This window comes from Pseudomonas sp. C2.3V (assembly GCF_058536325.1).
Window position 1 is genome coordinate 2358447 of record NZ_JBZUBN010000001.1, and the last position, 11816, is coordinate 2370262.

Genomic DNA, 11816 nt, shown 5'->3' on the forward strand with positions numbered 1-11816 from the left:
CCCTATTAAAGCTAGCGGAATTGCGCCAGGAAGCGCAGGTCGTTATCGAAGAACAGCCGTAAGTCATTTACGCCGTAACGCAGCATGGCTAGGCGCTCAACGCCCATACCAAACGCGAAGCCCTGATATTTCTCAGGATCGATACCCGCCATTTGCAACACGTTAGGGTGCACCATTCCGCAACCTAAGACTTCAAGCCAGCTAGGGGTCAGCTGGCCGTCCTTATTGACATGTCGACGGATGTCGACTTCTGCAGAAGGCTCAGTGAATGGAAAATAAGAGGGTCTGAAGCGGACCTCTAGGTCTTCTTCAAAAAACTCGCGCAGAAAACCCACTATCGTGCTCTTGAGGTCGGCAAAGCTGACCTTCTCATCAATCACAAGCCCTTCTACCTGATGAAACATCGGCGAGTGCGTCTGATCGGAATCGCAGCGATAAACTCGGCCTGGGCAGATGATACGAATCGGAGGCTGCTGCTGCTCCATGACACGAATCTGCACGGGTGAGGTATGCGTACGCAGTAGACGTGTAGCATTAAAATAAAAAGTATCGTGCATAGCACGAGCCGGGTGGTGACCTGGAATATTAAGCGCCTCGAAGTTATGGTAGTCGTCTTCGATTTCAGGGCCCTCAGCCACGCTGTAACCAATACCTGTAAAAAGTCGCTCGATACGTTCCAAAGTACGGGTGATAGGGTGCAAACCACCCGTTGTTTGCCCTCTGCCAGGCAACGTTACGTCAACCCGCTCCGCTGCTAATTTTTCAGCCAAAGCGGATTCTTCTAAAAACTGTTTGCGGGCGTTAAGCGCATCTTGCACACGCTCTTTAGCCGCATTGATCAGCGCACCGACTTTCGGCCGCTCTTCTGCAGGCAGATTGCCCAGCGTCTTCATGACCTGGGTAAGCTCACCTTTTTTTCCTAGGTAGCCAACCCGTAGCTGTTCAAGAACAGTCGTGTCTTCAGTTTGCTGCACGGCCTCCAACGCTTGGCTGACCAGTGCCTCCAGGTTTTCCATTCACTGACTCCAGATACAAAATAGGGGAAGAGCTTTAGGCCCTTCCCCTACTGGTGACGTTACTGTCGGGCCAAGGCCCTGATTGACGCAGGGCTTAAGCCAAAGAAGCTTTAGCTTTCTCGACAATCGCAGCGAACGCTACTTTTTCATTTACCGCCAGATCGGCCAGAACCTTACGGTCGATCTCAATGGCCGCTTTCTTCAAGCCAGCGATGAAACGGCTGTAAGACAGACCGTTCATACGAGCACCAGCATTAATACGAGCGATCCATAGGGCGCGGAACTGACGCTTGCGCTGACGGCGGTCACGATAGGCGTATTGGCCTGCCTTGATCACAGCCTGCTTGGCAACACGGAACACGCGAGAGCGAGCACCGTAGTAACCTTTAGCCAGCTTCAGAATTTTTTTATGACGACGACGGGCAATTACGCCACGCTTAACACGAGCCATGAGTTATACCTTTACCTTGTGACCGATTAACGAACGCGCAGCATGCGCTCAACTTTTTGAACGTCAGACGGGTGCATCAGAGATGTACCACGCAGCTGGCGCTTACGCTTGGTGGTCATTTTGGTCAAGATGTGACTCTTGAACGCGTGCTTGTGCTTGTAGCCGGAAGCGGTCTTTTTAAAACGCTTCGCTGCACCACTTTTGGTTTTCATCTTTGGCATGTTCATATACTCCGCATTGGGTGATTACGCATAACCGCAAGGCCTGCCAGTGCCCTGGTGGTTACTTTTTCTTTTTGGGGGCGATGACCATAATTAGCTGGCGTCCTTCCATCTTAGGATGCTGTTCTACGGCACCGTATTCAGCAAGGTCAGCCTCGACCCGCTTTAACAGCTCCATACCCAGCTCCTGGTGAGCCATCTCACGACCACGGAATCGCAAGGATACCTTGGCCTTGTCCCCCTCATTAAGGAAACGTACCAGGTTGCGTAGTTTTACCTGGTAATCCCCTTCTTCCGTCCCTGGACGAAACTTGATTTCTTTTACCTGAACCTGTTTTTGGTTCTTTTTCGCTGCTGCGGTCTGCTTCTTCTTCTCGAAAAGATGCTTGCCATAATCCATGATGCGGCACACAGGAGGTACTGCATCGGCGGAAATTTCCACCAAGTCCAGCTTGGCTTCATCAGCAGCGCGTAGCGCTTCATCAATCGAGACGACGCCAATCTGTTGGCCGTCAGCACCAATCAACCGGACTTCACGAGCCGAGATATTCTCGTTGATCGGAGCCTTGGGTTGAGTTCGCTTATCCTGTCTCATTTCACGCTTAATAGTCATTACTCCAATTCTTGTCGACCGCGACGAGCAACTGCTTGAGCTAGAAGCTCCTTGAAGTCCGCAATAGGCATTGAGCCCAGATCAGCACCTTCACGCGTGCGTACAGCCACGGCTCTTGATTCAACTTCCCGATCACCTATAACAAGAAGATAGGGAACCTTGAGCAAAGTATGCTCCCGAATTTTAAAGCCGATTTTCTCGTTTCTCAAGTCAGCTTTAGCTCGGAAACCGCTTTGATCAAGAATTTGCACCACTTCGTTAGCGAAATCGGCCTGTTTGTCAGTGATATTCATGACCACTGCCTGAGTTGGAGCAAGCCACGCCGGGAAAGATCCCTCGTAATGCTCAATCAAAATACCGATGAATCGCTCAAAGGAACCAAGGATAGCACGATGCAGCATTACTGGGTGCTTACGGCTATTATCTTCACTGACGTATTCAGCCCCGAGACGAGACGGCAAATTAAAATCAAGCTGTAGCGTACCGCATTGCCATACTCGACCCAGACAGTCCTTCAAAGAAAATTCAATTTTTGGACCGTAGAATGCACCTTCTCCCGGCTGCAAGTCATAGGCCAGCCCTGCATGATCAAGCGCCGCAGCTAATGCTGATTCTGCCTGATCCCACAAGTCATCTGAGCCAACACGCTTTTCAGGACGGGTAGAAAGCTTCAGTTGTATATCAGTGAATCCGAAATCAGCGTAAACCGCCAAAGTAAGCTTAATGAAAGCAGCCGCCTCTTCCTGCATTTGGTCTTCTGTGCAGAAAATGTGAGCATCATCTTGAGTGAACCCTCTGACACGCATAATGCCATGTAAAGAGCCTGATGGCTCATTACGGTGACAAGCGCCAAACTCTGCCAGACGAAGAGGCAGCTCCTTGTAACTCTTGAGCCCCTGATTAAATACCTGTACGTGGCAAGGACAATTCATTGGCTTGATAGCATAGTCACGACTTTCCGATTCAGTCGTAAACATATTGTCGGCATAGTTAGCCCAGTGGCCGGACTTTTCCCAAAGGGAACGATCCACAACTTGTGGCGTACGGATTTCGGAGTAGCCGTTTTCATGCTGAATACGGCGCATGTACTGCTCAAGCGCCTGATAAACAGTCCAGCCGTTAGGATGCCAGAACACCATTCCTGGCGCCTCTTCCTGAGTATGGAAGAGATCCAGCCGCTTGCCCAGCTTGCGGTGGTCACGTTTTTCAGCTTCTTCAATGCGCTGAATATAAGCTGCCAGCTGCTTTTTATCGGCCCAAGCCGTACCATAGACACGCTGCAGCTGTTCGTTTTTGGAGTCGCCACGCCAGTAGGCACCAGACAGCTTCGTTAGCTTAAATGCCTTCAAAAAGCGGGTATTGGGCACATGCGGACCACGACACATGTCCACATACTCCTCATGATGATACAACCCCATTGCCTTTTCATCAGGCATATCTTCAATCAAGCGGAGCTTGTAATCTTCCCCTCTCGCTTTAAACGTCTCGATAACCTGCTCTCGCGGAGTCATACGCTTGATGACGTCGTAGTCCTTATCGATCAACTCACGCATCCGCGCCTCGATAGCAGCCAGATCATCCAGCGTAAAAGGACGCTCATACGAGATGTCGTAATAGAATCCCTCATTAATAACAGGACCAATTACCATCTTCGCTGTCGGGAACAGCTGCTTTACAGCATGACCAACCAGATGAGCACAAGAGTGACGGATGATCTCCAAACCCTCTTCATCTTTAGGCGTAATAATTTGCAGGGACGCGTCATGATCAATAACGTCGCAAGCATCCACCAGACGTCCATCTACTTTGCCTGCCAGAGTAGCTTTCGCTAATCCAGCGCCTATAGACTGAGCGACCTCTGTGACTGTAACAGGATGATCGAATAAACGTTGGCTACCGTCGGGAAGAGTAATAGTGGGCATGGCGCCTCCTTTAACAGTGGTGACCCATACCAAGGGCCACATGGTTCGGATGAGCCAGTAAGCTACAGCATCGAATTATATATCCTACCGAACGATGGCAGGCCTATGCACTTTTCAATTAATCGATGAAGGATCACTGGAGCAACAAAGAATATATATGCTTTCAGAAAATGATTAGCTATACAACCAAGCATTAGGCCATACCTAAAAATATTAGCCCTCCACACCAAGCTAATCAGTCTAGCTACCTAGTGGTTTTCACGCAGCACAACTTGAAAGCAAGCCATCACCTGGGCACTTGATCAAAGATCACTTTTGGCATGCCGTAGCTGTAAAAACTATTGATTGAAACTGAAGAATAGCCAACACAGGCCGATAACTCGCATAACCAAAGCGGGATCGACTTGCCGTGATCATTCCAGACATACCGATTGTAAGAATAAGCCTGAAAGACTACGCGTTGTTAGCAAGGGCGCTAGATTCAACGGTGTTTTCAATTACATTGAAAACAGACGAAGGAAAGCCCATTGCCTGGCGCTTTTCAAAGGGTTACTTCACGAATAAAAGAATGTTTGAGCAGATAGTAGGCCGATTGCCACTATAAAGCAGCCAGACCTTGCCCCAAAAAAATAAGGGCCTGACCAATCAAGTCAAGCCCTTATTACAACTGGTGCCCGGAGCCGGAATCGAACCGGCACGGAGTTTCCTCCGAGGGATTTTAAGTCCCTTGCGTCTACCGATTTCGCCATCCGGGCGGTAGCGCTCTACACTGAGCATTTAGCTAGGGATAGATAGCAAACAATCCAACTTAGCCAGCACAGCGAACAACAAAGTAAAAATAAAAAGCCCTACAGACCGCTAGATCTGCAGGGCTACATAGTGGAGGCCGAGGTCGGAATCGAACCGGCGTACACGGATTTGCAATCCGCTGCATGACCACTCTGCCACCCGGCCTCATAAGCCAACCCCAATCAAAGCGGAGCTGACTGACAAACTGGAGCGGGAAACGAGACTCGAACTCGCGACCCCGACCTTGGCAAGGTCGTGCTCTACCAACTGAGCTATTCCCGCGTCTTGGTGACGGGCGCCATTCTATACAATCCAACGACGCTGTCAACTCATTGATTCAAAAAAGTTATTTTTTCTTCGTTATGCTCAGATGCGGCCAAGCCGCAAGCAGATAACTGCACATAGACCAAAGCGTAAGCGCAGCCGCAATGATCAGAAGAACATACCCTGTCAAAACCCAGAACGTCAGTTGAGGAGGATTAGCCAACAGCACAATCAAAGACACCATCTGCGCCGCTGTTTTCCATTTTCCAAGACTAGATACAGCTACTTGAGCTCGCGCCCCTAATTCTGCCATCCACTCACGAAGGGCTGACACTACAATTTCTCGACCAATAATAATGGTAGCAGGCAACGTTAACCAAATAGTGGCATGTTCCTGCACCAGAAGCACCAAGGCCACCGCAACCATGAGCTTGTCAGCAACCGGGTCCAGGAAAGCTCCGAATGGAGTACTCTGTTTCCATCGACGAGCCAAGTAGCCATCCAGCCAATCAGTAAAACTAGCCAAGGCAAACACTGAACTCGCCGCCCAATAGCTCCAAGAAACCGGCAGGTAAAACAGAGCAATAAAGAAAGGAATGAGCAGAACGCGCAGAACAGTAAGCAGGTTAGGAATGTTCATTGGCACAGGAAATATATGAATGTCTGGACATTCTACTCACTGTGCAGTGCAGCATAAATCTGCTCAGCTAGTTTTTTGCTAATTCCTGGCGCCTTGGCTATCTCATCGACACTTGCACGATTAAGCTCTTGCAGGCCTCCGAAGTACTTAAGCAGCTCTCTACGCCGCTTCGGCCCTACTCCTGCAACATCTTCAAGTGTAGATGTCCTACGCGCCTTCCCTCTTCTTGCTCGATGCCCCGTAATAGCAAAGCGATGCGCCTCGTCACGAATCTGCTGTATCAGGTGCAATGCAGGAGAGTGACCCGGCAAGCTGAACTCATTAGAGGGATCATTCAGATAGAGTGTCTCCAAACCTGGCTTGCGAGTCACACCCTTAGCCACACCCAACAAGACGAGATCCGGAACCGCCAGCTCTTGAAGCACATCACGAGCCATTGCCAACTGCCCCTTACCGCCATCCACCAGTAAGATATCAGGCATTTTACCCTCCCCATCCTTGAGCTTACTGAAACGACGGGTTAACGCCTGATGCATGGCAGCATAATCATCACCTGCCGTGACACCCTCAATATTGTATCGGCGATAATCGGATTTAATAGGCCCCTCAGGACCAAACACCACACAGGAAGCAACTGTAGCCTCCCCACTTGAGTGGCTAATATCAAAGCACTCCAACCTTTGTGGCGCCTCAGCCAACCCCAACACATCCGTAAGCGCCTCAAAACGAGCAGCCATATGCTGGCGATTAGCAAGCCGAGTATTAAGCGCCTGCTCAGCATTTGTCACAGCCAATTGCTGCCAGCGGGCACGAGTGCCTCGAACACGATGCGAGATCTCAAGACCTCGAGAATGCAATTCGTTAAAGGCACTTATGAGGGTTGGGAAGTCCTCATGAACGGTATTTACGATGACTTCATCGGGCAAATCCCGCTCCATATGAGCAAGATAATACTGTTCCAAAAATGCAAGAAGAACGTCATGGGGCTCCTCCTCAATCGCAACCTGCGGGAAAAAGTTTTTGCTACCAAGAACACGGCCGCCACGCACAGTGATTAGATGAACGCACGCACCACCTGGATTCACCATCGCAGCGATAACATCTACATCCCCGCTCCCACCCTCTATATGCTGCTGATCCTGCACTCGTCGCACTAAGGCAATTTGATCACGCAGCTCGGCGGCCCGTTCAAAATCCAAAGCCATGGCAGCCTTTTCCATAACTGCACTTAGCTCTTCAGCCAAGGCATTGCTCCGCCCTTCCAGGAACATAGCCGAATGACGAACATCTTCAGCATATTCCTCTCGGGAAACCATATTGGTGCACGGACCCTTGCAGCGCTTGATTTGATATTGAAGACAGGGGCGAGTACGGTTCTTGAAAAAACCGTCCTCACACTGGCGCACCATAAATGCCTTTTGCAAGAGATTCAGACTTTCTCGGATAGCACCCGCACTCGGATACGGACCGAAATAGCGGCCCCGTTCCTTTTTAGCGCCTCTATGGATAGCAAGCCGAGGAAATTCATCTTCAGTTGACAGAAAGACATAAGGATAGGATTTGTCATCCCGAAGGAGAATATTGTAAGGGGGGCGTAACTGCTTGATAAGGTTCTGCTCAAGCAGAAGCGCCTCTGTCTCATTCCCAGTAATAGTTATCTCAATCTGGGAAATTTTTGCTACTAACGCCGCTGTCTTGGGAGCCAAGCCAGTTTTGCGGAAGTAACTCGAAAGGCGCTTTTTGAGATTCTTTGCTTTTCCGACATAAAGCACCTTGGAGCTTTCGTCGAACATTCGATAAACACCTGGCCGAGAACTGCAGCCAGAAAGAAAAGCAGAAGGATCAAACGTTTCGGTCATTTCAACTCGTAGCGTCTACCATCCCGTGACGAACTGCCAATAAAGCCAGCTCCACATCACTGGTAATGGAGAGTTTCTCGTAAATACGATAACGATAGGTGTTAACGGTCTTGGGCGACAGGCAAAGCTTATCGGAGATCACCTGAACCTTATGGCAATTAGCAATCATCAATGCGATCTGGATTTCGCGCTCTGAAAGAAGATCAAACGGCGAGCCATTGCTTTGAGGTTGAAAAGACTTTAGCGCTAACTGCTGAGCAATCTGAGCGCTTATGTATCGCTGACCGCCAAATGCATGACGTATAGCAGTAATCATCTCCTGGATATCCGCACCCTTTGTAAGATAACCAGAAGCCCCAGCCTGCAACAGACGAGTCGGAAAGGGATCTTCCTCACATGCCGTTACTGCAATGACCTTTACCTCGGGATGACTACGAAGAAGCTTTCGAGTAGCTTCCAAGCCGCCGATGCCTGGCATCTTGACGTCCATGAGGACCACATCAGGCTTTAACTCTCTGACAAGCTTTAATCCATTCTCGCCAGAATCTGCCTGACCAATGACCTGAATGCCATCGACATCCGCCAACATACGGATAATACCGGCCCTTACCAGATCATGGTCGTCGACCACCAGCACTTTAATCACCGTGCACCTCATAACGCTGATGCATAAGCCAATTACAAGCCTAAGACTCGTCTCAAGCTAATAAATGCGAAAGAATGTGTAGCGACTATACACAAGTCAGAGATAAACGCACGATGACTTGGAGCAAGAAGATGGCGGAGGCGGTGAGATTCGAACTCACGGAAGAGTCTCCCCTTCGACGGTTTTCAAGACCGTTGCCTTAAACCACTCGGCCACACCTCCGCAGGTGCGGGCCGCAATATTACCCGAACGAAACACGCTGTCAAACACTTAAATCTATTTTTTTTCAAGGAGTTGTTATTATCTTATGGTATGAATAGGTTTCGACCACATTAGGAGTGTCGTTATGAACGAGCGTCAATATGCCTTCAACCCTGCGGTTGCCGAACGGCGCGACATTAGTCGCACGCTGCGCAATACCTATGCTCTGTTGGGAATGACGCTGGCCTTCAGTGGCTTGGTAGCTTACGTCTCGCAGCAGATGCGTGTTGCATATCCCAACATTTTTGTAGTTCTGATCGGCTTTTATGGTCTGTTCTTTCTCACTGTGAAATTGCGTAACAGTGGCTGGGGGCTGGTCAGCACGTTTGCGCTTACCGGCTTCATGGGCTACACCCTAGGCCCGATACTGAATATGTATCTGGGCCTGCCTAATGGCGGAAGCATCATTTCTTCTGCCTTAGGCATGACTGCCCTAGTCTTCTTTGGCCTGTCGGCATATGCACTGATTACCCGCAAAGACATGAGCTTTTTGTCGGGCTTTCTAATGGCCGGATTCTGGATATTGCTAGGCGCAATAGCGCTGTCGTTCTTTGTGAATATCAGCGGCTTGCAGCTTGCGATCAGTGCGGGCTTTGTACTGTTTGCCTCGGCAGCAATTCTGTTCCAAACCAGCGCCATCATCCATGGCGGGGAAGATAATTACATCATGGCTACCATCAGCCTATACGTCTCGATATACAATCTGTTTGTCAGCCTGCTTCAATTGCTAGGCTTTGCCAGCAGCAATGATTAACGAGACGTGCACTGGAGAGGCCCGCTTCGGCGGGCCTTTTTTATTTATGAAATTTGCTATCGTTGTATTTTCCGCACCTCACTCGCCCTCCTCCCGAAGAGCCCTTCGGTTTGCTGAGGCCGTGTTGTCCGCGCACCATGAAATCACTCGTCTTTTTTTCTATCAGGATGGAGTACACAATGCCTCTTCATCCATCGTAACGCCTCAAGATGAGCAAGACTGGGCGGGCCAATGGGGCTTATTCATTCAGCAAAACAAGCTGGATTCAGTCGTCTGCATTTCTGCCGCTTTACGGCGCGGCATTCTGAGCTCGGAAGAGGCTCATCGCCATGGGCGCCAGAGTGCCAACCTTTACGAGCCCTGGCAGCTTTCTGGTCTAGGGCAGCTTCATGAGGCTGCACAGGAAGCCGATCGCCTCATTTGCTTTGGAGACATTTAATGGCAAAGTCGCTGCTCATTATTAGTCGGCAAGCGCCATGGTCGGGCATGGCAGCCCGAGAAGCCCTAGACATTGCCCTAGCAGGCGGCGCTTTCGATTTACCCATTGCCATGCTCTTTATGGATGACGGTGTTTTCCAATTACAACCCTCTCAGGCCGCTTCACATCTTGAGCAAAAAGATCTGACCGCTAATCTACAAGCTCTTCCCTTGTTCGGCGTAGACAAACTGTATGCATTGGAAAGCAGCTTACTGGAGCGCAACGTAATGCAATCAACGCTTGAACTGGAAGTTGAGATCCTATCTACCGAAGAGGCTCGGCTGCTTTTAAATCAGCACGACATGGTGATTACACTGTGAAGACGCTTCACCTTATCTTGGCTTCGCCTTTCCAGAGCAGGATGCTAGACAGCGCCCTACCGCTACTTGCGGAGCAGGATGCACTTTTATTAATGGGCGACGCTACATACCTGCTACAAGAAAGCTCGCGAACAGCGGCTCTGCTTGAAACACTTCAAACCGGCGTCAAAGGCTTTGCTCTTCAAGAAGATGTCGAGGCCCGTGGACTCAGAGAAACATCTCGTTTTGAAATGATTGACTATGATCGTTTTGTGGCTCTTTGTGTAGCTTATGACAAGGTACATAGCTGGCCATGACTGCACTCAATGTTGACAAGGAAGGCTATTTACTGGATCTGGAAGACTGGTCCGTTGAAATAGCTGAGGAACTGGCTCTGCGGGAGGATCTCTCTCTGACGCCTGAACATTGGGAAATCCTTCATGCACTCAGAGATTTCTATACTGAGTTCCAGCTTTCCCCAGCTAATCGTCCGCTGATTAAATATATTGCGCAAACCTTAGGTCCCGAGAAGGGTAACAGCCTTCATTTGAATCTCCTTTTCAAAGGAAGCCCCGCCAAGCTAGCAGCCAAGCTGGCAGGACTTCCAAAACCGACTAATTGCTTATGATAACGACGCATGAAGAACATCCCTTTGCTCAATTCATACGCATACTCGGCAAAGGTAAACGCGGTTCACGCAGCCTAACTCGCGAAGAAGCCCAGTGCGCCATGGAGATGATCCTTGAGGGAAATGTCGAGGATGTTCAACTCGGCGCTTTTCTTATGCTGCTTCGACACAAGGAAGAAAGCGCAGAAGAGCTTGCCGGCTTTACCGATGCTATTCGAGCACATCTCAACGCCCCGACCATTCCAGTAGATCTGGACTGGCCTAGCTATGCAGGTAAAAAACGCCACTTACCATGGTTTCTGCTTGCCACCAAATGCCTGTCATCCCATGGTGTGCGGATTCTGATTCACGGCGGCGGCGCTCATACAGCAGGACGACTATATACTGAGCAGGTTCTAGAAACGCTGGGTATTCATCTTTGTAACGATTGGCACCAGACACAGGAAGCTTTAAATAAAGACCACCTGGCGTTTATGCCACTGGAAAACTGGATGCCTGCCTTGCAGCATATGATCAACTTACGCAACACGTTGGGATTGCGTTCGCCTATTCATTCGCTGGTCAGACTGTTAAATCCGCTCAACGCAACTTGCATCCTGCAAAGTATCTTTCACCCAGGCTATCAACCCATTCACCGTGAAGCCAGCCGCCTATTAGGCGACAAGGCTATCGTGATTAAAGGCGAAGGCGGTGAAATTGAAGTCAACCCAGACAATGATTTTCATCTCTATGGCACAGAGTACGGCACTGAATGGAATGAAGCCTGGCCTGCACTTTCAGAAAGAAGACACGTCAAACCTGAGCGGCTGGATGCCAATCATCTATTAGATGTATGGACCGGCAAAGCAAACGATGCCTACGGCGAACTGGCCGTTCTTTCTACGATAGCCTTGGGTTTGAGAGCGCTTGGCCACAGCCGGGAAGCCGCTCTAGCCAAGGCAAAAGATTACTGGAGCCAACGTCACTAATAGACGG

Annotated in this window: 14 protein-coding genes and 4 tRNA genes; 6 read left to right on the forward strand and 12 right to left on the reverse strand. The window is 49.8% G+C overall.

Annotation, left to right across the window (positions count from 1 at the left end):
* Positions 1-11: 11 nt before the first annotated feature.
* The 12 genes from pheS to AC4LF3_RS11190 all read right to left on the reverse strand — a co-directional run bounded on the left by pheS (position 12) and on the right by AC4LF3_RS11190 (position 8643).
* Positions 12-1016 (reverse strand): phenylalanine--tRNA ligase subunit alpha, encoded by a 1005-nt coding sequence (gene pheS / locus AC4LF3_RS11135; RefSeq protein WP_074830316.1) that lies wholly within the window; start codon positions 1014-1016, stop codon positions 12-14.
* 94 nt (positions 1017-1110) lie between these two features.
* Positions 1111-1467 carry a 50S ribosomal protein L20 gene (rplT, locus tag AC4LF3_RS11140; RefSeq protein WP_010794561.1) on the reverse strand — a complete coding sequence of 119 codons (357 nt, stop codon included), beginning with the start codon at positions 1465-1467 and terminating at the stop codon, positions 1111-1113.
* A 26-nt stretch (positions 1468-1493) separates the two neighbouring features.
* Entirely contained in the window at positions 1494-1688 is a 195-nt protein-coding gene (gene rpmI, locus AC4LF3_RS11145; protein ID WP_010794562.1) for a 50S ribosomal protein L35, read from the reverse strand.
* Between the two features lie 61 nt (positions 1689-1749).
* On the reverse strand, positions 1750-2301 hold the full coding sequence (gene infC / locus AC4LF3_RS11150) for a translation initiation factor IF-3 (protein WP_010794563.1): 552 nt from the start codon (positions 2299-2301) through the stop codon (positions 1750-1752).
* Complete coding sequence (thrS, locus tag AC4LF3_RS11155; protein ID WP_491835325.1) at positions 2301-4223, reverse strand: threonine--tRNA ligase; 1923 nt, start codon at positions 4221-4223, stop codon at positions 2301-2303. Before thrS ends, infC begins: the two co-directional genes overlap by 1 nt.
* Before the next feature lie 668 nt (positions 4224-4891).
* Positions 4892-4978 (reverse strand) — tRNA-Leu (locus tag AC4LF3_RS11160).
* Between the two features lie 125 nt (positions 4979-5103).
* A tRNA-Cys gene (locus AC4LF3_RS11165) sits at positions 5104-5177 on the reverse strand.
* Positions 5178-5218: 41 nt separating this feature from the next.
* A tRNA-Gly gene (locus AC4LF3_RS11170) sits at positions 5219-5294 on the reverse strand.
* Between the two features lie 64 nt (positions 5295-5358).
* Positions 5359-5916 carry a CDP-diacylglycerol--glycerol-3-phosphate 3-phosphatidyltransferase gene (gene pgsA / locus AC4LF3_RS11175; RefSeq protein WP_122042363.1) on the reverse strand — a complete coding sequence of 186 codons (558 nt, stop codon included), beginning with the start codon at positions 5914-5916 and terminating at the stop codon, positions 5359-5361.
* A gap of 32 nt (positions 5917-5948) precedes the next feature.
* Complete coding sequence (gene uvrC, locus AC4LF3_RS11180; RefSeq protein WP_150347195.1) at positions 5949-7775, reverse strand: excinuclease ABC subunit UvrC; 1827 nt, start codon at positions 7773-7775, stop codon at positions 5949-5951.
* Between the two features lies 1 nt (position 7776).
* Positions 7777-8421 (reverse strand): response regulator transcription factor GacA, encoded by a 645-nt coding sequence (gene gacA / locus AC4LF3_RS11185; RefSeq protein WP_010794643.1) that lies wholly within the window; start codon positions 8419-8421, stop codon positions 7777-7779.
* Between the two features lie 132 nt (positions 8422-8553).
* Positions 8554-8643: transfer RNA gene (locus AC4LF3_RS11190), tRNA-Ser, on the reverse strand.
* Between the two features lie 124 nt (positions 8644-8767).
* Between AC4LF3_RS11190 and AC4LF3_RS11195 the strand changes: the two genes are divergently transcribed.
* Genes AC4LF3_RS11195 through AC4LF3_RS11220 form a run of 6 tightly spaced genes read left to right on the forward strand, consistent with a single transcriptional unit; the run spans position 8768 to position 11809 of the window.
* Positions 8768-9436 (forward strand): Bax inhibitor-1/YccA family protein, encoded by a 669-nt coding sequence (locus tag AC4LF3_RS11195; protein WP_010794644.1) that lies wholly within the window; start codon positions 8768-8770, stop codon positions 9434-9436.
* 46 nt (positions 9437-9482) lie between these two features.
* Positions 9483-9875 carry a sulfurtransferase complex subunit TusD gene (gene tusD, locus AC4LF3_RS11200; protein ID WP_037029544.1) on the forward strand — a complete coding sequence of 131 codons (393 nt, stop codon included), beginning with the start codon at positions 9483-9485 and terminating at the stop codon, positions 9873-9875.
* Positions 9875-10234, forward strand: a complete 360-nt coding sequence (gene tusC, locus AC4LF3_RS11205) for a sulfurtransferase complex subunit TusC (RefSeq protein WP_010794646.1) — start codon at positions 9875-9877, stop codon at positions 10232-10234. The genes tusD and tusC overlap by 1 nt, the downstream gene beginning before the upstream one ends.
* On the forward strand, positions 10231-10530 hold the full coding sequence (gene tusB / locus AC4LF3_RS11210) for a sulfurtransferase complex subunit TusB (RefSeq protein WP_037029547.1): 300 nt from the start codon (positions 10231-10233) through the stop codon (positions 10528-10530). Before tusC ends, tusB begins: the two co-directional genes overlap by 4 nt.
* Positions 10527-10841 carry a TusE/DsrC/DsvC family sulfur relay protein gene (locus tag AC4LF3_RS11215; RefSeq protein ID WP_219653035.1) on the forward strand — a complete coding sequence of 105 codons (315 nt, stop codon included), beginning with the start codon at positions 10527-10529 and terminating at the stop codon, positions 10839-10841. Before tusB ends, AC4LF3_RS11215 begins: the two co-directional genes overlap by 4 nt.
* Positions 10838-11809, forward strand: a complete 972-nt coding sequence (locus tag AC4LF3_RS11220) for a glycosyl transferase family protein (protein ID WP_491835326.1) — start codon at positions 10838-10840, stop codon at positions 11807-11809. The genes AC4LF3_RS11215 and AC4LF3_RS11220 overlap by 4 nt, the downstream gene beginning before the upstream one ends.
* Positions 11810-11816 lie beyond the last annotated feature (7 nt).